At 67.8% G+C, this 22,108-nt stretch carries 28 protein-coding genes; 15 read left to right on the top strand and 13 right to left on the bottom strand.

Going from position 1 to position 22,108, the window contains the following annotated elements; all coding sequences use genetic code 11:
• Positions 1 to 371: 371 nt before the first annotated feature.
• Positions 372 to 992: a transposase family protein gene (locus ACZ6SD_RS07385; protein WP_465316066.1), complete on the bottom strand. Its 621-nt coding sequence runs from the start codon at positions 990 to 992 to the stop codon at positions 372 to 374.
• A 1,138-nt stretch (positions 993 to 2,130) separates the two neighbouring features.
• Between ACZ6SD_RS07385 and ACZ6SD_RS07390 the strand changes: the two genes are divergently transcribed.
• Positions 2,131 to 2,361, top strand: a complete 231-nt coding sequence (locus ACZ6SD_RS07390; RefSeq protein ID WP_465316067.1) for a hypothetical protein — start codon at positions 2,131 to 2,133, stop codon at positions 2,359 to 2,361.
• A gap of 516 nt (positions 2,362 to 2,877) precedes the next feature.
• Entirely contained in the window at positions 2,878 to 3,219 is a 342-nt protein-coding gene (locus ACZ6SD_RS07395; protein ID WP_465316068.1) for an immunity 53 family protein, read from the top strand.
• A gap of 97 nt (positions 3,220 to 3,316) precedes the next feature.
• On the opposite strand, the gene ACZ6SD_RS07400 is transcribed toward ACZ6SD_RS07395, so the two are convergent.
• Positions 3,317 to 3,973: a DUF4386 domain-containing protein gene (locus ACZ6SD_RS07400; RefSeq protein ID WP_465316069.1), complete on the bottom strand. Its 657-nt coding sequence runs from the start codon at positions 3,971 to 3,973 to the stop codon at positions 3,317 to 3,319.
• A gap of 56 nt (positions 3,974 to 4,029) precedes the next feature.
• Between ACZ6SD_RS07400 and ACZ6SD_RS07405 the strand changes: the two genes are divergently transcribed.
• Positions 4,030 to 4,671: a TetR/AcrR family transcriptional regulator C-terminal domain-containing protein gene (locus ACZ6SD_RS07405; protein ID WP_465316070.1), complete on the top strand. Its 642-nt coding sequence runs from the start codon at positions 4,030 to 4,032 to the stop codon at positions 4,669 to 4,671.
• An 87-nt stretch (positions 4,672 to 4,758) separates the two neighbouring features.
• Positions 4,759 to 5,193 carry a VOC family protein gene (locus tag ACZ6SD_RS07410; protein WP_465316071.1) on the top strand — a complete coding sequence of 145 codons (435 nt, stop codon included), beginning with the start codon at positions 4,759 to 4,761 and terminating at the stop codon, positions 5,191 to 5,193.
• Between the two features lie 436 nt (positions 5,194 to 5,629).
• Here the strand turns inward: ACZ6SD_RS07410 and ACZ6SD_RS07415 are convergent, their stop codons facing one another.
• On the bottom strand, positions 5,630 to 6,253 hold the full coding sequence (locus ACZ6SD_RS07415; protein WP_465316072.1) for a DUF1707 SHOCT-like domain-containing protein: 624 nt from the start codon (positions 6,251 to 6,253) through the stop codon (positions 5,630 to 5,632).
• Positions 6,254 to 6,319: 66 nt separating this feature from the next.
• On the opposite strand from ACZ6SD_RS07415, the gene ACZ6SD_RS07420 reads away from it, so the two are divergent.
• Both ACZ6SD_RS07420 and upp read left to right on the top strand, forming a co-directional pair.
• Positions 6,320 to 7,126 carry a methyltransferase domain-containing protein gene (locus ACZ6SD_RS07420; RefSeq protein WP_465316073.1) on the top strand — a complete coding sequence of 269 codons (807 nt, stop codon included), beginning with the start codon at positions 6,320 to 6,322 and terminating at the stop codon, positions 7,124 to 7,126.
• A gap of 16 nt (positions 7,127 to 7,142) precedes the next feature.
• On the top strand, positions 7,143 to 7,766 hold the full coding sequence (gene upp, locus ACZ6SD_RS07425; RefSeq protein ID WP_465316074.1) for a uracil phosphoribosyltransferase: 624 nt from the start codon (positions 7,143 to 7,145) through the stop codon (positions 7,764 to 7,766).
• 24 nt (positions 7,767 to 7,790) lie between these two features.
• Here upp and ACZ6SD_RS07430 read toward each other — a convergent pair whose 3' ends face one another.
• Positions 7,791 to 8,375, bottom strand: coding sequence for a TetR/AcrR family transcriptional regulator (locus ACZ6SD_RS07430; RefSeq protein WP_465316075.1), 585 nt, complete (start codon positions 8,373 to 8,375; stop codon positions 7,791 to 7,793).
• A 69-nt stretch (positions 8,376 to 8,444) separates the two neighbouring features.
• Between ACZ6SD_RS07430 and ACZ6SD_RS07435 the strand changes: the two genes are divergently transcribed.
• From ACZ6SD_RS07435 to ACZ6SD_RS07455, 5 genes are all read left to right on the top strand, one after another.
• Complete coding sequence (locus tag ACZ6SD_RS07435) at positions 8,445 to 8,651, top strand: ribbon-helix-helix domain-containing protein (protein WP_091452006.1); 207 nt, start codon at positions 8,445 to 8,447, stop codon at positions 8,649 to 8,651.
• Positions 8,652 to 8,661: 10 nt separating this feature from the next.
• A complete protein-coding gene (locus ACZ6SD_RS07440; protein ID WP_465316076.1) occupies positions 8,662 to 9,045 on the top strand; it encodes a type II toxin-antitoxin system death-on-curing family toxin in 384 nt (127 codons plus the stop codon).
• A gap of 72 nt (positions 9,046 to 9,117) precedes the next feature.
• On the top strand, positions 9,118 to 9,507 hold the full coding sequence (locus ACZ6SD_RS07445; protein WP_465316229.1) for a MerR family transcriptional regulator: 390 nt from the start codon (positions 9,118 to 9,120) through the stop codon (positions 9,505 to 9,507).
• Complete coding sequence (locus tag ACZ6SD_RS07450) at positions 9,504 to 10,487, top strand: aldo/keto reductase (RefSeq protein ID WP_465316077.1); 984 nt, start codon at positions 9,504 to 9,506, stop codon at positions 10,485 to 10,487. The genes ACZ6SD_RS07445 and ACZ6SD_RS07450 overlap by 4 nt, the downstream gene beginning before the upstream one ends.
• Before the next feature lie 19 nt (positions 10,488 to 10,506).
• Entirely contained in the window at positions 10,507 to 11,502 is a 996-nt protein-coding gene (locus tag ACZ6SD_RS07455) for an aldo/keto reductase (protein WP_465316078.1), read from the top strand.
• A gap of 110 nt (positions 11,503 to 11,612) precedes the next feature.
• Here ACZ6SD_RS07455 and ACZ6SD_RS07460 read toward each other — a convergent pair whose 3' ends face one another.
• From ACZ6SD_RS07460 to ACZ6SD_RS07475, 4 genes are all read right to left on the bottom strand, one after another.
• On the bottom strand, positions 11,613 to 13,109 hold the full coding sequence (locus tag ACZ6SD_RS07460; protein WP_465316079.1) for an FG-GAP-like repeat-containing protein: 1,497 nt from the start codon (positions 13,107 to 13,109) through the stop codon (positions 11,613 to 11,615).
• Between the two features lie 162 nt (positions 13,110 to 13,271).
• On the bottom strand, positions 13,272 to 13,724 hold the full coding sequence (locus ACZ6SD_RS07465; protein ID WP_465316080.1) for a flavodoxin family protein: 453 nt from the start codon (positions 13,722 to 13,724) through the stop codon (positions 13,272 to 13,274).
• Between the two features lie 42 nt (positions 13,725 to 13,766).
• Entirely contained in the window at positions 13,767 to 14,600 is an 834-nt protein-coding gene (locus tag ACZ6SD_RS07470; protein ID WP_465316081.1) for a helix-turn-helix domain-containing protein, read from the bottom strand.
• 50 nt (positions 14,601 to 14,650) lie between these two features.
• Positions 14,651 to 15,037 (bottom strand): hypothetical protein, encoded by a 387-nt coding sequence (locus tag ACZ6SD_RS07475; RefSeq protein ID WP_465316082.1) that lies wholly within the window; start codon positions 15,035 to 15,037, stop codon positions 14,651 to 14,653.
• An 86-nt stretch (positions 15,038 to 15,123) separates the two neighbouring features.
• On the opposite strand from ACZ6SD_RS07475, the gene ACZ6SD_RS07480 reads away from it, so the two are divergent.
• The 4 genes from ACZ6SD_RS07480 to ACZ6SD_RS07495 all read left to right on the top strand — a co-directional run bounded on the left by ACZ6SD_RS07480 (position 15,124) and on the right by ACZ6SD_RS07495 (position 17,449).
• Positions 15,124 to 15,954 carry a helix-turn-helix domain-containing protein gene (locus tag ACZ6SD_RS07480; protein ID WP_465316083.1) on the top strand — a complete coding sequence of 277 codons (831 nt, stop codon included), beginning with the start codon at positions 15,124 to 15,126 and terminating at the stop codon, positions 15,952 to 15,954.
• A 2-nt stretch (positions 15,955 to 15,956) separates the two neighbouring features.
• Complete coding sequence (locus ACZ6SD_RS07485) at positions 15,957 to 16,109, top strand: DUF397 domain-containing protein (protein WP_465316084.1); 153 nt, start codon at positions 15,957 to 15,959, stop codon at positions 16,107 to 16,109.
• Positions 16,110 to 16,411: 302 nt separating this feature from the next.
• Entirely contained in the window at positions 16,412 to 17,017 is a 606-nt protein-coding gene (locus ACZ6SD_RS07490; RefSeq protein WP_465316085.1) for a hypothetical protein, read from the top strand.
• Between the two features lie 171 nt (positions 17,018 to 17,188).
• On the top strand, positions 17,189 to 17,449 hold the full coding sequence (locus ACZ6SD_RS07495) for a hypothetical protein (RefSeq protein ID WP_465316086.1): 261 nt from the start codon (positions 17,189 to 17,191) through the stop codon (positions 17,447 to 17,449).
• Positions 17,450 to 17,587: 138 nt separating this feature from the next.
• On the opposite strand, the gene ACZ6SD_RS07500 is transcribed toward ACZ6SD_RS07495, so the two are convergent.
• The 5 genes from ACZ6SD_RS07500 to ACZ6SD_RS07520 all read right to left on the bottom strand — a co-directional run bounded on the left by ACZ6SD_RS07500 (position 17,588) and on the right by ACZ6SD_RS07520 (position 22,107).
• A complete protein-coding gene (locus ACZ6SD_RS07500) occupies positions 17,588 to 17,905 on the bottom strand; it encodes a hypothetical protein (RefSeq protein ID WP_465316087.1) in 318 nt (105 codons plus the stop codon).
• Positions 17,895 to 18,299, bottom strand: coding sequence for a hypothetical protein (locus ACZ6SD_RS07505; protein ID WP_465316088.1), 405 nt, complete (start codon positions 18,297 to 18,299; stop codon positions 17,895 to 17,897). Before ACZ6SD_RS07505 ends, ACZ6SD_RS07500 begins: the two co-directional genes overlap by 11 nt.
• 2 nt (positions 18,300 to 18,301) lie before the next feature.
• Positions 18,302 to 19,426: a hypothetical protein gene (locus ACZ6SD_RS07510; RefSeq protein WP_465316089.1), complete on the bottom strand. Its 1,125-nt coding sequence runs from the start codon at positions 19,424 to 19,426 to the stop codon at positions 18,302 to 18,304.
• Between the two features lie 228 nt (positions 19,427 to 19,654).
• Positions 19,655 to 21,298 carry a phospho-sugar mutase gene (locus ACZ6SD_RS07515; protein WP_465316090.1) on the bottom strand — a complete coding sequence of 548 codons (1,644 nt, stop codon included), beginning with the start codon at positions 21,296 to 21,298 and terminating at the stop codon, positions 19,655 to 19,657.
• Positions 21,295 to 22,107: a purine-nucleoside phosphorylase gene (locus ACZ6SD_RS07520; RefSeq protein ID WP_465316091.1), complete on the bottom strand. Its 813-nt coding sequence runs from the start codon at positions 22,105 to 22,107 to the stop codon at positions 21,295 to 21,297. The genes ACZ6SD_RS07515 and ACZ6SD_RS07520 overlap by 4 nt, the downstream gene beginning before the upstream one ends.
• Between the last annotated feature and the right edge of the window lies 1 nt (position 22,108).

Below are 22,108 nucleotides of genomic sequence, written 5' to 3' on the forward strand. Positions count from 1 at the left end.
GAGGTGAAGTTCGAGACGAAGTTTGGGTGGGTGACCGTTCTCGATTTCGGAGTGTCGATGTGGCGCATATGCTCGAGACTTGTGGACGGTAGCAGCGCCGAGTATCCATTCAAGGAATCTGGTGACTGGATATCTCTACTGTGTAGTGGGGATCTGGTATATGTCTCCTGTAGTTATTCTCCGGGAATCATGTCGGTTAGGCGTGATGATCTTGTCCGTGAGAGTCGTCGGTTCGTCCTTTCGGTTGCCGATGAATTGGTCGAACGGTATCCGACGTTAAGGGGTAATCGGGAATTCTGTGATCTGCATGAGGAGATAGTTCGGAGATAGTCTCCCGTTTTGGATTTTGACATCGCCCACCATGGGGAGGGTTATTCATAACGTGGTGTCCAGCCCAGGCGGTAGAACTCCAGGGCGGTGATGGTGGCGATCACCTCGGGGAGCTCGGCGAGGCGGCCTCGGTAGCCGGTGGCCAGGATCTTCCAGTTCTTCAGGTGCGCGATGCACCGTTCCACCGGTACCCGTAGTCGGGAGTGGGATTTGTTGGCCTCGCGTTGCACCGGGTTCCAGGGCCGCCCCCGCTCTTTGCGGACCGGGGTCACCACGTGGGAGGCGTGATACGCCTTGTCCCCGAGCACGTCGACCTCGGTCAGGGCGTGATTCCACCCGGTCTCGGCGAACGCGGTCAGGTCATGGGTCCGCCCCGGCAACGGGGCCGAGACCGCGAGCAGGCTGCCACCGAGGTCGGACAGGACTTGCACCGAGACCCCTGTGCGGTGGTGCTTGCCGGAGTAGTTGCCCTCCTGGGCGGCCCAGTCCCACGTGGGCACCAGGGTGCCGTCCACGATCACGACCCTGCCCGCCACCACCTCCCCCAGGTCCGGGACGTGCGGGTCGAGCACGGCGCGGATGACCGGGGCCAGGCGGCGGAATATCCGCGACACGGTGGGCTGCGAGATTCCCAGCAGGTCACCGGCCAGTGTCTGGGACATGTTCGACCGCAGCAGCACCAACACCGTCACCACCGACCGGAACAACCCCAACGCCGGTTTCCGCCCCCGCACCGGGCCGGGCCCCAACCGGTGATGGACGCGGGCCACGAGGTCCCGGATCTGGTCGTGATCAAGACCGGTAGTACTGTGATACCGCAACAGCCCCGCCAAAGATCGTTTCTGTGGAAGGACACGACCCTACCGGCGGGGCTGTTGCCCTGTTCAAATGCATGATCGACTTCTGAATAACCCTCGGTATCGAGCCAATTGTCGTAGCCGACCGGTGTCGCGAAGGAAAGTTTTTTTTGGACCGCGAATATGTGAATGGAAGTGTGCGGTCTTTGGCACCCGAAATGAGCAGGGCGGGGTGTAGCGCTCCAGGGCGTACCCGAGTTCGGGGCCGAAATCCAGGCCGGTGAGGCGGGGAACGAACGTCATCAGATGGGACACGATCTCGCGAACGGGCGTTGAGGCGAGCACGGGCACAGCCATTCCGCCCGTGACATGGCCGCCAGGCGCGGCAGTGGGTGCACATCTCGGCCCACGCCGCCGCTGCCTACCAGGACCAGGCGTTCGCATCTCTTCGGGAAACTGGTAAGCGAACTGCATGGCCACTTCGCCGCCGAGGGGGCGACCGACGACGGTTACCCAGTCTATATCAAGGATATAAGCAGGTCGCGCATCCTGCAGGGGTAGGCGGCGGTAGCGTAAGTCTGCGCGTGGTTTGTCGGACTTACTGTGGCCGAGTAAGTCGGGGGCGATGACGGTGTGATCGCGGGCCAGGCGGGACGGGAGACGTAACTAGGTGCCCGAGTGTCGCTGATGCCGTGTGCCAACAGGATGGCAGGGCCGCTACCGGGTATTGAAGCCCGCCGGTAGCCGTGCACCGTGCGGAACTGGAGGCCGACGTGATCTAGATCCGTAAAATTCCTCGGGTCGATGGTGGCCACGGGAGGAATCGCGATGGTGAGGTAACTGTTGTCGGCGCAAACACGGTAATTGGGCAAATTTTTTTTGGAGGGTTGCGGTAATGAGCTTCGCGAGTACCTCGAGTGGTGTTGGCGATCGTGTATCGCGGGTCGGTGGTGCTGTTCCTCTCGACGAAGAAGTGTCGGACGGATCTCGGAGGCTGTTTCGGGTGGCGTTTGACCTGCCTGCCGAGGTTGCCAAGTGGGCGCCAGCCGCGGTGGAAACACTGTGGAGTGCGAAGACGGACGTGAAAATGGTGGTCCGGGTGCAGAACGTGCCGTTTTACGTGACCGGGATCGCGTTCGCGAACATGTTGAGGTTCGGGTGGGCCACGATCGTCGTGAACTGGTTTTCGATGGAACGGTCACGGCCAGGTCTGAACATTCCACTCTTCGGCTGATACTGATGCGGGATGGCGTCGCGGATGTTCTCGATGGAGTGCTGCGACGGGATGGTGTTCTTGGGAGATTCACAACACGGGACTTCTTTGGGCGGTAGATGTCGTGGCCGCCGCTGATTACGCGGCATTGCTTTCCGATTTGGTTCTCTTGGCGGACCAGGGGGAAATCGGCGTCCAAGAAACACTTGCCTCCAAGACGCATCACGCTCATTTGGGCGGTTGATCCACCCGACGTCCTGTGCGGCGTTGACAGTGCGATGTCAGCGCGTCCCACGTCGATGATCATCGATCTGGCGTCGATCGGCAGAGGTGGGAAGGTTCTGGGAAGCGGGTTGGGGAGCGATCCGCGCCGGCAAGATCGAGGCCGCGTTCGTGGCCATCGGTCAGCTTGACCGTGGGTGACCGGCTGCGTTCGGCTGACGTATTCAAGTCGACTGTTCTGGGCGGGCGGCGCTACAGTCCGGACCCGGATGCTGAGGAAGCTCGGAGTCTTGAAAATGGGGAGAAACCGAAAAAATGTCCGTGAACAAGTCTGAGAGTCCGCTGGGCTTTCTGCAGGATTGGTACCTGTCCCAATGCAATGAGGATTGGGAGCACGAATTCGGTATCAAAATCGGAACGCTGGACAATCCCGGGTGGCACGTGAAGATTGACCTCACCGACTCGGACTTCGAGGGGCGGATCTTCGCTGACGAGAACATCGAGCTGGCGGGGGGTCGTTGGCAGAGGTGGGATGCGGACGGGAAGACGTTCACCGCGGCTTGTGATCCGCTTTCGCTTGAGGACATTCTTGCTCGTTTCCGCGCCCTGATCGAAGCGGCGCCTCCGGTGTCTCAAGCTAACGAATCTTCAGTGTGATCCACATTGTGCCCGCCATGGTTCATGGCGGGCACAATGGTTCGTATGGTCTGTCGATGTGTTGACCGACTCCGAAAGCGGCCGCCCGTGAGCTACTTCATCTTGCCGGGTTCGCCTCATTCAGCAGGTGCTGCCGTGCTCGTTGTGGCGTGGTGACCGTGCGGGTGCGCTGCCACACCTGGGCGGCCAGGACCAGCAGCCACGCCGTCCATAGGAGATAGCCGACGAAGTTCGCCAGGTCCGTGCCGGGCACGTCGAGGGGCACGAGGACGCCTGCGGCGATTAGCGCGGCCGCGGGCCAGGCGAGGAACCGCACGCCGAACTGGCGGGCGACCAGGATTGTCCAGATGACGGTGGCCGCGTAGCCGAGGGTTTCGCCGACGATGGTGCCGAGCACCGTGGACAGCGCGCGGAAGGTGTCCGGGTCCTCGACGAACGGCACGATCAGCGGCCAGCGCGCGAGGCCGATCACCTGGACCGCCGCGCCCGCGACGCCCACCGGCACGATCCAGCGCGCGTCGGCCGCGCGGGCGGCGAGGCCGATCGAGATTGGGGCGAGCAGCCCGGCGCACACGGCCAGCAGGACGAACAGCGCGGACACCGCGAACTGGTTGCGATGGAACGACTCCAGCACGTCGGCGGGCGGGTGGCCCAGCACGTCGGGGTAGTCGAAGACCACGCCGAGGCCGAGGAACGCGAGGTTGCTGCCGAGCGCGCCCGCCAGCAGCAGCGCGATGAGGACTCCGGGTCGCATGAAGAGCACCTTTCTCTGTACGCCGTACAATATTGGACACCGTACAGTATTGATCCATGGAGGAGAAGACCGCTCGCCGCGGCCCGAAGCGGAGCCTGTCGACCGAGCGCATCGTGGACGCGGCCCTGGAGTTGTTCGACGGCGAAAGCCCCTCGATTCGGGGGGTGGCCGCGCGTTTGGGCGTGCGCCCCAACACGCTCTACACCTACCTGCCCGACCGGGCCGCGCTGGAGCGCGCGCTGGTCGACCGGCTGCTGGCCGAGGCCGACCCCGACCTGCTGATCGGGCGGCGGTCCTGGCGGCGGCGCATCGAGGACTACGCCTGCGCGCTGCGCGCGGTGCTGCTCCGGCGGCGCGGCGCGGCGGCGCTGCTGCACACCGCGCCGATGGACGGTCCGAACGCCGCCCTAGTCGGTGAGCGGCTACTGGCGGCGTTCACCTCGGCCGGGCTGGACCCGGTCGCGGCGTCGCGGGCGAGTTACGCGGTCATCGTTCACGTCCTGGGCTCGGCGACGCTGACCGCGGCGGACCTGGACGGCCGCGATGAGGCGGAGTTGGCGCGGGACCGCGCGTCGGCCGTGATCGATCCGGAGATGTTCCCGCTCACGGCCGCCACCTGGTCGACGGCGGCGACGTGGAACACCGAGGAGCAGTTCCGGTGGGCGCTGCGGGCCCTGCTCGACGGCTGCGCGGAGTGATGGCGGTCGTCGGCGCCTCGCAGAGCCGTCTTCGGGGCCCTATGTGACCGGGGCACGGGGAACCGCACGCGCCGCTATGGTGGGCTGATGGCGTCGGTCAGGCAGATCCAAGTCACCTTCGACTGCGCGGAACCCGAGCGCGTCGCTCGCTTCTGGTGCGAGGTGCTGGGGTACGTCGTACCGCCGCCACCGGTGGGGTTCGCCACCTGGGGCGATTTCGATCGCTCGCTGCCGCCCGAGCGTCAGGGCTCGGCATTCGCCTGCGGTGATCCCGCAGGTGTGGGCCCGCGACTGTTCTTCCAGCGCGTTCCCGAAGGCAAGGTCGTCAAGAATCGGGTGCATCTTGACGTGCGGGTCGGCGCCGGGCTCGTGGGTGACGAGCGTCTGGCCGCACTCGAAGCCGAGTGCGCACGGCTGGTCGCCGTTGGCGCGGTGCGCGTGCGACTGCTGCCTGCCGATGGCTACGACGAGTCGTGCATCGTGATGCAGGACATCGAGGGCAACGAGTTCTGTCTCGACTGAGGGACAGAAGCGCCGTGCCGGATCAGGCGCCCGGGTTACCGGCGAGGCTCACTGGCCGAGGTGCTTGCGCTGAGGTGAAGACTCGACCGCTGAACCGGTGGTCGGCGGGGTCGCGGTGGTAGAGGAAGTCTGATGGCGTTGCCGTCGGCTAAGTGTCACCGTTCTGGAGCGGGGGTTCCGTTCGGCCATACACATGGCGAGTCGGTTATGAAGTACGGTCCGGGTGTAGGGAGAGAACGCAAATCCGAGTCGGAATCCGTCGTGTCGATGTTCCGCCCGGACATGTAGTTCCTTGGGGCGGTTGTCGTTGATGACGACGAAGTCGTGTGCGGCGAGCCAGGTGGTGAACGCGTCGAATGCTCGGGGCAGATCTGACTCGGGAACGGTGAGAACGTCGTATTCCGCGGATGCGGTGATCCGGACCATCGGGCCGTGGTCAGTGGCCGAGGTGTTTGCGGCTGCTCTTGCTTCGCTTCGGGGTGCGGACGTCCACGCCGCCCCAGAAGGCGAAGCCGGTGATTCGCAGGATCGGGCCGCCGGGGGTGCCTTCTGTGCTTCGGTTGCTGAAACCGCCCATGATTCCCGATCCGGTGACGTGCACGGTCACGTCCGGGGGAACGATGATGTCGATGCCGCCCATCAGGGCGTACGCGTTGATGACCGTCTCCTGCGCCTCGAACCGCGCCTGCATGAGGTTGATCTTCACGCCGCCCATGAACGCGACGGCGTTGAAGGTCGGGGGGATGGTCCAGACGCCGGTGCGGTCGGCGCCGGACAGCATCGCGATCGCGCTGGACGAGGTGCCCCGGCCGCCCACTCGGCCAGGGGTGCTCGGCGCGGCGGTGTGCGGGGTGATCTGGTGGCCGGGCAGGTCGCGGACCAGTGGTTCCAGGTCGCCGAAGGTTTTCGCGGCGTAGACCTGGTCCAGTCGCTCCTCCAGTTCGCCCAGGGTGAGCCTGCCCTCGGCCATCGCGTCGTGCAGCACCGTGGCGAAGCGCTCGCGGTCCGCGTTGGACACCCGCATCTCGTGCGGGCCGGGAAGACTGGGCTGCTCACTCACGAGCCCGAGAGTAGCGCGATCGGGTGATCAGCAGTACCGAACGCCCCACCGGGTTACCGTGGCGGCATGTCCTCGGGTGTGCCGTCCTTCCGCAGCGACCGCATCGACACGACGCCGATCGACCCGCTGGTCGAAGTCCTCGACCTGCAAGCCGGGCTGCCCGGGATCGTGCGGCTGCGGGCCTGGGGGCGGCAGGCGCTGGCCGCCCAGCCCGGCGAACGGGTGCTAGACGTCGGGTCCGGCACCGGCACCGAGACGCAGGCCCTGGCCGCGGCCGTCGGCTCGGACGGCGAGGCGGTCGGCGTCGAGCCCAACCCGGCCATACGGGAAGTCGCCGAACGACGGGCGGCGCGGGCGGACTCGTCGGCCCGGTTCGTCCACGGCGAGGCCACCGACCTGCCGTTCCCGGACGCCACCTTCGACGCCGTCCGCAGCGAACGCGTCTTCCAGCACCTCGCCGACCCCGTCCGTGCCGCCGCCGAGATCGCCCGCGTGGTCCGCCCTGGCGGCCGCGTCGTGCTGATCGACACCGACTGGGCCACCGCGATCATGCACCCTGGCGAGCCCGCGGTGATCCGCGCGATCACGGAGACGATGCTGGCCAACGTCGCCAACCCGTACGCGGGCCGCAGGCTCGCGGGCTGGCTCACCGCCGCGGGATTGCGGGTCACCGACATCGGCTCGCAGGCGCTGTTGCAGGGCCCGGAGGCGGTGGAGAGCCCGATGGTCGCCATGATCGCCGACCGCGCCCTCGCCGCGGGCGCCATCACCGCCGAACAACGCGAACACTTCATCGCCGACCTCGCCGAAGGCGCCCGGGTCGGCGACTTCCACATGTCCGTCACGATGTTCGCGGTGCTGGCCCGCCGCTGAGCTACCGTGTCCGCTCATGGACGTGCTCACCGTGGACCACCCGCTGGCCAAGGCCCGGCTCACCGTCATGCGCGACGCCCGGACCGACAGCGCCACCTTCCGGGCCGCGCTCCACGAGCTGACCGTGATGCTCACCTACGAGGCCATGCGCGCCGCCCCGCTGCGCGTCGAGCGCATCCACACCCCCGTCGCCCGCACGGACGGCCACTGGCTGGCCAACCCGCCGCTGCTGGTGCCGGTCCTGCGCGCGGGCCTGGGCATGGCCGACCAGGCGCACAAGCTCATCCCCGACGCCCAGATGGGTTTCGTCGGCCTGGCCCGCGACGAGGCCACGTTGCAGCCGACGCCGTATATGGAGTCCCTGCCCGAAGACCTGTCGAACCGCCCGGTCTTCGTCCTCGACCCCATGCTGGCGACCGGCGGCTCCATGGCCTACACGATCCGACTGCTGACTGACCGCGGCGCGACCGACGTGACCGCCATCTGCGCGCTGGCGGCCCCGGAGGGCATCGAGCACCTCGCGTCTTCCGGTCTCCCGGTCCGCCTGGTCACGGCCAGCATCGATGAGCGCCTGAACGACTCGGGTTTCATCGTCCCCGGCCTCGGCGACGCGGGCGACCGGCAGTACGGGGCTGTCTAACCCTCGACAACCTGGCGGCTGAGCTCAGCGGCTCCAGCCGGAGGTGTTGGCGCGGATGGCGCGTTCGTAGGTCGCGGCCACGTCCATGTCCGGGGGGAGGTTGCCGCGGAGTTCGAGGCTGACCAGGCCGTGGACGATGCCCCAGCAGCCCATGGCCATGGTGTGGGTGGTGTCGGGGAAGACGCCCGCGCGGGCGCCAGCCGCGATGACGTTCAGGAGGGGTTCGAGGGCGGCTCTGGCCTGGGCGGCGGCTTCCTCGTCCGGCTCGAAGCCGGGGTGGCCGCCGAACATGATGCCGTACAGGTGCGGGTCGGCCAGGGCGCTGTCGCGGTAGGCGATGCCCAGGCGGGTGAGGTCTTCGGCGGGGTCGCCGGTGGGTTCGACGGCTTGGAGGCGGTCGCCCAGGCGGCGGAAGGCTTCCATGTACAGCTCGCGGACCAGGGCCGGTTTGCCGCCGAACAGGGAGTAGACCGCGGTGGTGGAGGTGCCGACGTCGGCGGCGAGTTTGCGCAGGCTGAGGGCGGCGACGCCCTCGCTGGACAGCAGTTCCCCGGCCCGGTCGAGCAGTCGCGTCCGGAGCGCCTCGTCGTGGGTCTTCGGCCTGGGCACCTGGGCAGTCTAACCACGCGAAGTTCGGTAACACCGTTACGGCGGTATCGCGGTGGTACCGTGACCGCTATGGCGATGACTCTGCGGCTGACCGAGGAGGAGAACGCCCGGCTCGACGAACTCGCCGTCGCCGAGGGGCGTTCCAAGCAGGAGATCCTCCGGTTGGCGCTCGCCGACCGCTGGGCCCGCCTGCACAAGGAGGAGCAGCTCGGCGAGGTGCTTGGCCGGGTCCTGCCGCGCTACCGGGCCCTGCTGGACCGTCTGGGCCCTGTGTGATCATCGACTGGTGACCGCCTACCTGGACGCCAGTGACCTGCTCGTCCTCGCCGCCGCCGTGACCGGGGGCGATCTGGTGGTGCGCGACCTGGGCCTGCTCGACTCCGCCGCGCACCGGCCGAGGGCGACCGTGCTCGGGGTGGAGGCTTACGACACGCTCTGGCTTAAGGCCGCCGCGCTGCTTGATTCGATTGTGCGCACCCGTCCCCTGGTCGAGGGCAACTGGCGGCTGGGGTGGGTGGCCGCGGTGACGATGTGTGATCTGAACGGGTGGTGGATCGACGCGGACACCGACGACGCCCTCGATGTGGTCCGCGAGGTGGGCAAAGGCGCCGTGGAGGTGCCCAAGATGGCCGCGCATCTGGAGGCGTGGGCGCTGCCGAAGTCACCTTGACGCGGTTTTCCGGTTGACCTGGAGCGCACTCCAGCTTCTACCGTCGACACCGTGACCCAGTCGACCCAGCCGATGACCTACGCGATCGCCGAGGCGGCCCACCGCAGTGGGCTGTCGATCGACACCCTCCGATACTACGAACGCATCCAACTCATCGACCCGCCCGCTCGGGACTCCGGCGGCAGGCGGGCCTACTCCGACGACGACCTGGCCTGGCTGGGGTTCCTCACCAAGCTCCGCACGACCGGCATGCCCATCAAGCTGATGCGCGAGTACGCCCGGCTGCGGCACCAGGGCCTGGCCTCGGCGGGGCCGCGCAAGCGGATTCTGGAGCGCCACCGCGAGGACGTGCTCGCCCGCATTGAGGAGCTGCGGTCCTGTCTGGACGTCCTCAACTACAAGATCGACAACTACGCCACCCTCATGGCCGCCGAATCGAGCCACCGGGAGGCGTCGGCATGACCTTTCCGCAGCGTCGACTCGGTTCCCTGACCGTCAGCGCGCAGGGCCTCGGCTGCATGGGCATGAGCATGGGCTACGGCGCCGCCGACGCCGACGAGGCCGTCGCCACCCTGCGCCACGCGCTCGACCTGGGCGTGACCCTGCTCGACACCGCCGATGTCTATGGCGGGGGCCACAACGAAGAGCTGGTCGGCCGGACCATCGCGGACCGCCGCGGCGAGGTCGTGCTGGCCACGAAGTTCGGCATCACGGGCATCGACCCGGTCAACGGGTTCACCGTGCGCGGTGACGCCGCCTATGTGAAGCAGGCGTGCGAGGCGTCGCTGCGCAGGCTGGGGGTCGACCACATCGACCTGTACTACCAGCACCGCGTCGACCCGAACACGCCCATCGAGGAAACCGTTGGGGCGATGGCGGAACTGGTCGCCGAGGGCAAGGTCCGGCACCTGGGCCTGTCCGAGGCGGGCGCGGCCACCATCCGCCGGGCGCACGCGGTCCACCCAATCGCGGCGCTGCAGAGCGAATGGTCGCTGTGGACGCGCGGCATCGAGGCCGAGATCCTGCCCGTCTGCCGCGAACTCGGCGTCGGCATCGTGCCGTTTTCCCCGCTGGGCCGCGGTTTCCTGACCGGGCGCCTCAACGCCAGCGAACTCGGCGACGGCGACCTGCGCGCCGGGTTGCCGCGGTTCAGCGCGGAGAACTTCGACCGCAACCGGGCGATCGTGGCCGCGCTGGAGGCCATCGCCGCCGAGCGCGGGGTGACCGCGGGCCAGTTGGCGCTGGCGTGGGTGCAGGCGCAGGGGGAAGACGTCGTGCCGATTCCGGGCACCAAGCGCCGGAAGTACCTGGCGGAAAACGTCGCGGCTGTCTCTATCGAACTGTCGCAAGAGGACATAGCGGCCGTCGAGTCGGCGGCCCCGGCGAGCGCCTTCACGGGCGAGCGGTACACCCCCGCTCTGCAGCGCGCCGTCGAGAACTAAGACAAGGGGAGTTACAACAATGAGCACACTGCACACCCGCCGCCTCGGCGAGTTGACCGTCGGCGCGCAGGGCCTGGGCTGCATGGGGATGAGCGACTTCTACGGCTCCCGCGACGACGACGAGTCCATCGCCACCATCAACGCCGCGCTCGACCTGGGCGTCACCCTGCTCGACACCGCGGACATGTACGGTCCGCACACCAACGAGATCCTGCTCGGCAAGGCCATCAAGGGCAGGCGCGACGACGCGGTCATCGCCACCAAGTTCGCCATCGTCCGCGACCCGGAAGACCCGACCGCCCGCGGCGTCCGCGGCGACGCGCCGTATGTGAAGCAGGCGTGCGAGGCGTCGCTGCGCCGCTTGGGCGTCGACCACATCGACCTGTACTACCAGCACCGCGTCGACCCGAACACGCCCATCGAGGAAACCGTTGGGGCGATGGCGGAACTGGTCGCCGAAGGTAAGGTCCGGCACCTCGGTTTGTCGGAGGCGGGACCGGAAACGCTGCGGCGCGCGCACGCGGTGCACCCGATCACCGCGCTGCAAACCGAATGGTCGCTGTGGAGCCGCGACATCGAGGCCGAAATCGTGCCGGTTGCCCGCGAGTTGGGCATCGGCCTGGTGCCGTATTCCCCACTGGGCCGCGGTTTCCTCACCGGCAAGTTCACCTCCGCCGACGATTTCGAGGAAGGCGACTTCCGCGGCGTCGGAATGCCCCGCTTCGTCGGCGACAACCTGCGGAAGAACCTCGCCATCGTGGCGGCCCTGCGCCAACTCGCGGAAGAGCGCGGTGTCACCCCTGGCCAGCTTGCCCTGGCGTGGGTCCAGCACCAGGGGGACGACGTGGTCCCGATCCCGGGCACCAAGCGCCGCAAGTACCTGGTCGAGAACGTCGCCGCCGTGGGCGTCACCCTCTCCGAGTCCGACATCAAGGCCATCGAGAACGCCGTCCCCGCCGACGCCGTGGCGGGCGACCGCTACTACGAGGAAGGCATGAAGCTCATCAACGGCTGAGCGGAAATGGCGAAACACTCGGTGGGATTCCCGAGCGTTTCGCCATTTCCCCGGTGAAGCGGACGTGGCCCGTCGCGGTGGGGGCATCGCCGCGACGGGCCATCCGTCGTTTACTGGCAGCTCACGACGATGTTGCCGATGAGCGAGCAGGTCGCCTTCGCCTTGTCGTTGGCGGCGTTCGGGTCGGCCGGGGCGCTGGCGGTGCGCTGGGCGGTCACGTGGTAGGTGCCGAGGGTCAGCGGCCGCACGGGAACCTGGAACGTCTTCGTGGTCGACGCGCCGACCGCGAGGGCGCCGACGGGGCAGGTCACGGTCTGACCGGCGGTGGTGCAGCCGGACAGGGCCGTCGCCGTCATGCGGGCGGGCAGGGTCGCGGTGACGGTGCCGGTGCGCAGCGGGTCCGGCCCGGCGTTGCGGACGGTGATCGTGTACTCGATCGCGGGCACCAGCAGGCCCAGGCGCGGGGTGGCCTTGAGGCCGACCGACAGGTCGCTCGCGGGCGGCACGGTGCGGTTGAGCAGCACCGAAATGCCGTCGGCGAACCGGTTCGTGGTCACCAGGTCGGGGCGGCCGTCGTTGTCGACGTCGCCGGTGTGGACCTCGGTGGGGGTGGTGCCGGTGCCCAGGGAGTCGGCCGCGACGAACGTGCCGTCGCCGTTGCCGAGGACCGCGACGGAGTCCGCGCCGGACACCGACACCGCCAGGTCGTGGTCGCCGTCGAGGTCGAGGTCGGCCACCGCCACGCCGAACGGGTTCGGGCCGATGGGCAGCGCGGTGGGCGCGCCGAAGACGCCGCCGCCCGCGCCGAGCAGGACCGAGGCGGTGCCTGCGCCGTAGTCGGCGGTGGCGAGGTCGGTCTTGCCGTCGCCGTCGAAGTCACCGGCGGCGATGTCGATCGGGTTGGTGCCGGTGGGGAACGCGGTGGCCGCGCCGAACGTGCCGTCGCCGTTGCCCGCGAGCACGGAGACCGTGCCGGTGAAGAAGCCGCCGATCGCGATGTCGGTCTTGCCGTCGCCGGTCAGGTCGCTCAGCACCACGCCGCGCGAGTAGCCGCCCGCCGGGAAGTCGACGCCCGCGCCGAGCGTGCCGTCGCCCGCGCCGAGCAGCACGGTGACCCCGGTGGGCCTGCTGATCACCGCGTCGGCCTTGCCGTCGCCGTTGACGTCACCGGCGGCGATGCCCTCGGCGCCGCCGCTGACCGGGAAGACGGTGCGCGCGCCGAAGGTGCCGTCGCCGTTGCCGGGCAGGATCGAGACGCCACCCGCCACGGTGACCGCGACGTCGGTCTTGCCGTCGCGGTTGAAGTCGGCCGCGGCCAGGCCGGTCGGTTCCTCGCCGGGGAACACCGACGCGCGGGCGCCGAGCGTGCCCGCGCCCGCGCCGAGCAGCACCGTGAGTTCCCACTGGTAGCGGTCCGCGGTGACCAGGTCGGTCTTGCCGTCGCCGTTGAGGTCGGCGTCGATCACCGCCTCCGGGTGGTTCCCGGTCGAGTAGTCGACGCGCGGGGCGAACGTGATCGGGTTCGCGGCCGAGGCCGGAACGGCCGTCACGGCCAGCGTCGTGGCCGCGATAGCCAATACGGACAGCACTCGGACGCGAGTGGTCATCGGGGAAACCTCCAGTTCGGCGGTGAACTGCCGCTGACCGCCCCATCGTTCCCCGCGCCGCGCCCGTTTCCGATCCCGGCGCACTCCTTCGCTGCGTGCTCTGTCCGATTCGGACGGTGACGGCGCGCGGTCACCGACTGCCGGAACGCTTGGTGGAAACCTTTACGGCAGCAGCCGGGCCGCGACGGTGGCCCCCAGCTCCCAGCACCGCTGGAGGTCGTCCTTGCTTGTCTCACCCAAGACGACGACCGGCTCGGCGACCGGTGTCCACCCCAGCCCCTTGGCAATCGACTCGACGCTGCGCACCGCGCCTTCGGTGCCCTGGTTGCCGTGCACGTAGAACCCGAACGGCCGCCCCTGCGTCGCGTCGAGGCACGGGTAGTAAATGGTGTCGAAGAAATGCTTCAACGCGCCGGACATATAGCCGATGTTCGCGGGCGTCCCCAGCACGACACCATCGGCGGCCAGCACGTCGGACGCGGTGGCCGACAGCGCGGGGCGCCGCACCACGTCGACCTCGGACAGGTCCGGGTCGTTCGCGCCTGCCAGCACCGACTCGAACATCGCCTGCAACGCGGGTGAGGGCGTGTGGTGGACGATCAGCAGTGTCGGCATGGTCCCCATCCAGCGGTGTCGGCCGCCCGCGATCGTATCGCCTCACCCGGTGTCGGGCAGGCGATGGCTGGTCCTGCGCTCGATGAGGGCGAGGGAGTCGGGTTCGCTGAGGGCTTGTTTGGTCAGGTGGCGGAATCGGCGGGCAGCGGCGGTGACGCGGTCGCGGTTGTCGGTGGTGATCGCGCCGAAGGCGTGGTGGGCGTGGACGGTGTCGGTGTCCTCGTCGTCGGGGAAGGACAGGATGGTGAACGAGCCGTCGTGTCCGCCGACCGCGCTGGGCAGGATCTGGATGGTCACGGTCGGCAGGCGGGCCTGATCGGCGAGGCGCCGGAGCTGGCGGTCCAGCACGGGGTCGGGGGCGTGGAGCAGGTGTTCGGGGATGACGGCGTGCAGGGCCAGCGGCGGGTCGTCGGTGAGGCGCTGTTGCCGTTGGGCGCGGGCGGTGGCTTCGCTCTCGCTGTTCCAGCGCTGGTGTCCGGTGACGGGGTCGGTCAGGGTGCGGCGGGTGTACTCGGGGGTTTGGAGCAGGTCGGGAATGGCGGTGAGCGAGTAGACCCGCACGGAGGTGGCGTGGTGTTCCAGGCTGACGTACCCGGCGTCGGCCAGGCCGAGGCCGTGCCACCAGCCTCTTTCCCTTGCCTGCTCCCACAAGCGGACATACGGGTCCCACTCGTTGACGGGCACCTGGTAGACGTCGAGCATCGCGGTCAGACCCGCGTAGTCCGGGATCTGGCCTTTCTCGATCCGACTCATCTTGCGGAAGCCGAAACGCAGTGGTTTACCGGCTTCCTCTTGTGTCAGGCGGGCTGACTCACGCAGCCGCGCCAGGCGCTGCCCGAGTCGCCGGGCATACGGGGTGGGTTCGTGCTGGGGCATCAGGTGTGGTTTCTCTGTGATTTCTCAAATTGCGGATTCTGATGGCAATCTCAGTGGCGTGGGCGTACGGCCCGGATGGTGACCGGCCGCCGCAGTTCGCGCGGGATCGCGAAGTCGGCGGGCACCGGTTTCAACGGGGGCAAGTGCTCACCGGGGGCGGGGAGCGTCAAGACCCAGCGGAGAGTCCAGGTGGCCGGACCCGCGTAGGAATCCAGAATATGGTTGGGACAGAACGGATCCACCCCGTCGGCGCGGGGCATCCGGTAGGCGAGCGCGTGCTGCTCGCCCAGGAGAACGAGAACGTCCCATACGTCCGGCCAGGTGAGAATCGCCCCGACTTCTCGCGTGTCGTCTCGCTCTCCGAAGAAATGCATGTACCACTTACGCTCACAAAGCTTGGTCAACCAGTAGTCGACGTCGCTGCTGTCCTCGGCCATGGCCGAGCCTCCCTTCGGTTCACGTCAACGGTAGGGCCGCGGCGAACGGGGCGCTGACCGTTGCGAATGCGGAAAAAGAGGTAGTCGTGTCTGGTGAACGAAAGCCGTCACGGGCGAGGGACAGGACCATCGGCGCGCAGCTGAGGGCGATCCGGGAAGAGCAGACCTCGCTGAGCCTCCAGGAAGCCGCGGACCTCGCCCAGTGGTCCCTGGCCACGATGAGCCGCACGGAGACCGGCAGCAGGCACGTCACGAGCGATGACGTCGCGGTGCTGCTCACCATCTACAACGTGCCCGTGGCGCAGCGCACCCAGCTCATCGAGACCGCCAAGGCGGCGGCGCAGGCGGGCTGGTGGTCGCGGCCGGTCCCCGGCATCCTGCCGGACGTCGGCACCCTGGCCAGCTACGAGTCGACCGCCCGCGCCCTGACGGACTGGTCCGTGGCCGTGGTCCCCGGCCTCATGCAGACCTACGACTACGCGGCCGGACTGATGCGTGGTCAAGGCGTCAGCCCGGAGGGCATCGAGGCGCGGTGGAACGCGCGGCTGCGGCGGCAACAGGTGTTGACCAAGGTCGACTATGTCGCCTACGTCTATGAAGGCGCGCTCCGGACGCCCTTCGGCGGGTGGGCAGCCCTCAAAACGCAGTTGCAGCACCTGCACGAGGCGCATCTCCGGGGACACAGTGTCCGCGTCGTGCGGGAGCACGTTCCGAACGCCGCGCTGCTCTACTCGTGGATGCTGCTGGAGTTCCCGCAGGCTCCGCCGGTGGTGCACATCGAGTTGCTGAGGAGCAGTGTGTACCTCCACGACGCCGAGGTCGCCCCCTACGAGGCTGTCCTCGCCGAGTTGGACCGCATAGCTCTCTCGGGCGCGGAGAGTCGCCGTATGATCAAGGCACTGATGGAGAGGTTGTGATGATGGACTGGCGCAAGTCGTCCCGCTCGAACGAGATCAACTGTGTCGAGGTGCGGCAGGATCTCGGTGCGGTGCGCGACAGCAAGCACCCAGCCGTGTCCCTGCCGCTGTCCCATGACGCTGTGCGTGAGCTGATCAGCAGGCTCGCCCGCTGATCCCAGCGACCGAGAAGCCCCCGACTCCTCCGAAGTTCGGGGGCTTTTCCTTTCTTGCCGGTATGTCACGGATTCCTCAAGATTTTTACTCTCTGCGTTGAGTCGCGCTCCCTGGGTAACGATCATTTCGGATTCCGCGACGCTCTGGGTAACGCCGTGAAAGGAGAAATATGACTACCTCGCCGCCCACCGAGTCCACACCCGCCGTCGCGGCACCCCGCAAGTTCGCCGGACTTGCCTGGTCAGCGCTCATTCTGGGAATCATCGGAGTGATCGGATCATGGATTATCATATTGAACATCGTGACAGCGGTAGCCGCTGGGGTGGGGGTGGTGCTCGGGGTCATCGCGCTGTTCGGCAGCAAGAAGATCCTCGCTGGCATCGGCGTCGTCTTGTGTGTGCTGGCGATCGTTTTCACCGTCATGGCGCAGAACGCCGCTGTGGATTCCCTGAACGACGCCCTCTCCGGCACCGCCAATAGCGGAACGGTGAGCGGCGGCGGACCAGCCGAAGCCCCGACCTGGGGCAAGCGCTACACCTGGCAGGACGGCCTGGCCGTCGAGGTCTCCACCCCGGTCGCCTGCACTCCCGGCGAAAACGCCATACCTGCCAAGGTCGAGCGGGCGGTGAAGTTCACCGTCCTCGTCGTCAACGGCACCGACAAACCGTTCTCCGTGGGCACTTTGGCCATCGGTGGCGACGCCCAATTCGCGGGCAAGAAGGCCGAATCCGTCTTCGACTCCGGCGGCGGGTGCCGCTCGGCCGGTTTCGAGAGCGCCACGGTCCTGCCTGGCAAGACCTACAGCTACGACGTCGCCTACGCGGTGGGGGCGCAACCAGGCGAGATGCAACTGGTGTTCCAGCCCGCCTTCGGGGCCGACAAAGCAGTGTTCGTCGGCCAGGTCTAGGCGCCCGGCCGATCGAGCGCTTCACCCGGTCGGGTACAGGCCGTGGGCCACGACCGATGAGACCCTGATACCGGTACTCTCAACTCTCGCGACAACCGACGACAATCCGACTGGATACCAGGGGAACGCCATATGGCCGGGCTGGACGGCACCTTCAGGGGCTCATGCGTCGTGTGTTCGACAGGCACCGACACCGGCATCGGCTGGCGCGGCCCCCGCGAGTGGGCGATAGCCGGACTCATAGTGGTGGGCGTGCCCGAAGCCGACGCGAAACACCTGGTCTCCGAGCCACCCGGGTACACCCCGGACGCGCCGCCCCCCGGTGAGGTCACGGTCATGGTCCGGCTCTGCACCACCTGCGCGGACAAGAGCGACACAGGGATGAAACCCGGCCTGGCGCCCAACGTGCCGTTGTACTCACCACTCCGGTGACCACCGACTGAAGACGGCCGGGCCGGTCCCCGACTAGGTCGCGTGCCGTGCCGCCAGCGCGAGTGTGGTCACCCAGCCCGGCCAACGGGGACAGCGGTTCGCCGACCCGGCGGGAGCCTGACTTCCGACGCGCCTTGCTCAGCGCACGGTGTTGATGGTGAGTGTGCCGAGTGCGACAGCTCCGGCGAGCAGGATGAGAGTGGTGGCACCGAGGATGGCGACTTGGGAGTAGCGGGTCGCCGACCGCAGACGGTGGTTGACGGCGAGGGCCCCGGCGACGCAGGCAAGAGGCGCGGCCCAAAGCCAATGGGGAGCTTTGAAGAGTCCGAAGGCAGCAAGTCCGCCAAGAACCAAGGCGAAGAGCGCGGCATTGAAGCTGCCGTTCTTGACGAGCGCGTCTTGCCAGATCAACGGGACTTCGCTGTCGTCGTTATCGAGTCGTCGGTTATCGGTCACTGAGCCAGGTTGTCCGTTCGGAAAAGTCCTCGCCGTAGTCCTCGGTCGAGTTCCTATGGCGGGACTGGCGGGTAAAGGGTTGAGCGGCAGGCACTATGTCGGGATCTTGAGCCAGGTCATGGACTGCTTGTTCGCCGTTTGCTGCGGCGGTGTCCTTGTCCTGTTCGGAGAGATCGTTGTACCAGGAGGCGAATTTCTCCACCCCGACGTGGAGGACTTCATCGTAGGTGGACGACTCGACGATCGCACGAGGGGTGAGGTTGCCTGCAAGCAACTCGCGGGCAAGTTCCGCTAAAGCGGGGTTAACGGTGTTCGTTGTCAGCCGAGCGAGCAACTGTGCGCGTGCCTGATCGCGTACCGGATCATCGGAAAAACGGAGACCGTCTTGGCTCATGATCACACTCCCGGATGATCATAGCCAGCGGGCAAAGGGTGGGCTTGGAAGGCGCCATTCGTGCCGACGACTTCAAGTACGCCGCCGTGGATCAGGCGGATAGTGTTCTGGATGCGCATCAGCAACCTCGTGGCGTCCTGCCATAACTCGACAATATTCTTGCATTCGAAAGCGGCCACGCTCCACAGTAAAGCCGGGCCGACGACGGTCTCGGCCAATACGCCGCCCGCAACTGCGGCCATGGTGGCCCAGAAGATGTTGTCGAAGATATTCTGAATGATGTCGGCGAGCGCCTCGGACGCTTCCCAGGCGCCCTTCGCGGCTTCCATGTACTTGTCTCGTAGTGTGGCCAGCGCACTGCTGTATTCCTCGACCCGAAGACCGAGGTTATTGAAGTAATGGAACGCGTTATTGGCCGCGTTGCCTTGCCAGTGGTCGAGCAGGGCAGTAATGTTGACGCGCTGATCGTTGGCGACATCGGCGCAGAACCACGACAACGAATTCAGTGCGGCAGCGGCCTTCGCGAATTGTTCCCAGTCGCCAGCCACCCATTGTGCGGCCTCTTGAACAGGGTTTACCTGGATCGTGAGTTCAAGAAACTTTTGCGCCCAGTATCCTACGCTGATCATATTGCCGATGTCATTGATCGGCTGCAATGGGTTCGAAAAACTACCCAGCGGAGTCGGTTCGCTCAATCTGCCAGTTGGATAATGGTGTTGCTGAACTGCTGTAGGTATCGGTTCCACGGAATGACCAGGCAGTGGCAGAGGTTGCGCGGGCCCGCCAGGGTCAGGGTAGGTGCCGTCCAGGCGCTCCGCCTCAGCCCTGTCGACACTGTCATACATTCGCCACGTGCGATCCAATTCGGCCGCACAAACCTCGCACACCGCGGCTAGTGCACCCAGTGCCGTGACGATTTCACCCTGGATCTGCTCCTGGCTTCCCGCGAAAGGCAACAACCATCCCGGCTGGCTACCGATATGCACGTTCTTCGTTGCGAACTCCTTCGCTGCCACCACATCCTCATGATGGTTGCGTAGGATACCGGCGTACATACCCAAATAAAACGAATCGACCTTGAACGACATCCCCGTCCCCCCATGCGCACCGCGCTGCACCTGCAACACGATCGGGTTGGATCGTACTCGCCACGAGGCTGCCCCAGCACCGGTTCTCATGTGACCTACCGCCCAGGATGAGTGGTGCGTAGCGGTCACGCTGTCCTCGAAGCCCGCCGACCGCACATCTGTCGACGCCGTGGACTGGCTGCTTGAGGCGTCAAGCTTGCACACGCCGTGACCTGGGCAGCGCGAAACCGCAATTGGACCGGGTTCCCCTCAACGTGGAGGTCTCTCTTAGGTGCTCAGCAGGTCTTCGACCTCGGCCGCCAGGCTGGCGAGGCGCTGGGAGGCTTCCGCGCGGACCGTGGGCAGGGCGGCGGCGTCGGGGACGGGGGCGACGATTTCCAGGTAGGCCTTGGCTTTCGGCTCCGTGCCCGAGGGGCGGACGATCACCCGCACGCCCTCGCCCGTGTAGCGCAGCACGTCGGCCTGGGGGAGTAGGTCTTCCGCTGTCACGGCCACGCCGCCCAGCTCGTCGGGGGGTGCGGCGCGCAGGGCGGCCATGAGGGCGGTGATGCGGCCGAGGTCGGTCACGCGCAGCGAGACCTGCCGGGTCAGGTGCAGGCCGTGGGTGACGGCGAGGTCGTCCAGGGCGTCGAGCAGGGTGCGGCCGCGGGCGCGGAGGGTGGCGGCGAGGTCGCAGGCGAGGACGGCGGCGGAGATGCCGTCCTTGTCGCGCACGAAATCCGGGTCGACGCAGTGGCCCAGGGCTTCCTCGTAGGCGTAGACCAAGCCTTCGCCCGCGCGGACCAGCCATTTGAAGCCTGTCAGCGTCGCGGCGTGGCGGGCGTGGTGGGCGGTGGCGATCGACGCCAGCAGCGACGATGACACGATTGTGTTGGCTACCAACCGGTTAGCACTGTCCGAAGTGGACAGGATGTGCTGGCCGAGTAGGGCTCCGGTCTCGTCGCCGGAGAGCATCCGCCACGCGCCGTCGCGGTCGCGGACGCCGATGGCACAGCGGTCGGCGTCCGGGTCCAGGGCGATCGCGATGTCACTGTCCAATTCGGACGCCGTGGCCACCAGCAGGTCCGTCGCGCCGGGTTCCTCCGGGTTCGGGAACGGAACCGTGGGGAAATCCGGGTCGGGCTGGGTCTGGTCGGCGACCATGCTGACGTCGGTGAAACCCGCCTGGTGCAAGGCAAGCGCCAGTGGACCGGCGCCAACGCCGTGCAGGGCTGTCGCGGCGATCCGCAGTTCCCGCGCGCTGCCCCGGGGCAGGCTCGCCACCCGGTCCAGGTACGCGGTCAGCACCTCCGTGCCCAACGCCGTCCAACTCGTGGCCTGGGGCACCGAGATCGCCGCGGGCGCGGCCGCGATGGCGGCTTCGATCTCGCGGTCGGCGGGCGGGACGATCTGCGCGCCGGAGTCCACATACAGCTTGTACCCGTTGTCGGCGGGCGGATTGTGCGACGCGGTGATCATCACCCCGGCCACCGCGCCCAGCGACCGCACCGCGAACGCCAGCACCGGCGTCGGCAGCGGCCGGGGCAGCACCCGCACGTCGAACCCGGCGGCGGCCAGCACCCCGGCCGCGTCCGCGTGGAACGCCTCCGACCCGTGCCGGGCGTCGCGGCCCACGACCACGACCCCGCCCGCGTGCCCCCGCGCCGCCAGCCACGCCGCCACCCCGGCCGTCGTGCGGATGACCACGGCGCGGTTCATGCCGTTGGGCCCAGCCCGGACCGGGCCGCGCAGGCCCGCCGTGCCGAACGTCAACGGCCCCGCCATCCGGTCGGCCAGCTCGCCGACCGCGGCCGCGTCGCCGCCCATCGCCGTCGCGACGATCCGCTGAAGCTCCAGTTTGCTATCCGGGTCCGGGTCGTCGGCGAGCCAGCGGAACGCGCGGTCGCGCAGGTCGGGGGCGAGCCGGGTCACGACCGGACGACCAGCTCGCGCAGCAGCCCGCCCATGGTGCTCGCCGCCTCACGGCCCGCTTCCAGGACCTCGATGTGGTTCAACGGCTCGCCGGTCATGCCCGCCGCCAGGTTCGTCACCAGCGACAGCCCCAGCACCTCGACCCCGGCCGCCCGCGCGGCGATGGCCTCCAGCACCGTCGACATGCCCACCAGGTCGGCGCCCAGGACCCGCAGCATGGTGATCTCCGCCGGGGTCTCGAAATGCGGCCCAGGCAGGCCCGCGTAGACGCCCTCGATCAGCGACGGGTCGATCTCGCGGGCCAGCAGCCGCAGGCGCGGCGAGTATAGGTCGGTCAGGTCCACGAACTCCGCGCCCACCAGCGGCGACTTCGCGGTGAGGTTCAGGTGGTCGCTGATCAGCACCGGCTGCCCCACCCGGACGCCCGTCTTGAGGCAGCCCGCCGCGTTGGTCAGCACGACCGTCCGCACGCCCGCCGCGGCCGCCGTGCGGACCCCGTGCACCGCGCGCGCCACGCCGTGGCCCTCGTAGACGTGGGTGCGGCCCAACAGGACCAGCACCCGCTTGTCGCCCACCTGGACCGAGCGGATCGTCCCGCCGTGGCCCTCGACGGTCGGCCGGATGAAACCAGGCAGGTCCGCCATCGGCACCTCGGCCTCGGCGGGGCCGAGCTGGTCTGCGGCGGGCCGCCAGCCGGAGCCCAGCACGAGGGCGAGATCGTGGGAGTCGGCCCCGGTGCGCTCGGCAAGCGCTTTCGCCGCCTGGTCGGCGACCGCGCGGGGATCTGTGTCGAAGTCGGTACCGGTCACG

The organism is Actinokineospora sp. NPDC051303 (assembly GCF_055586285.1).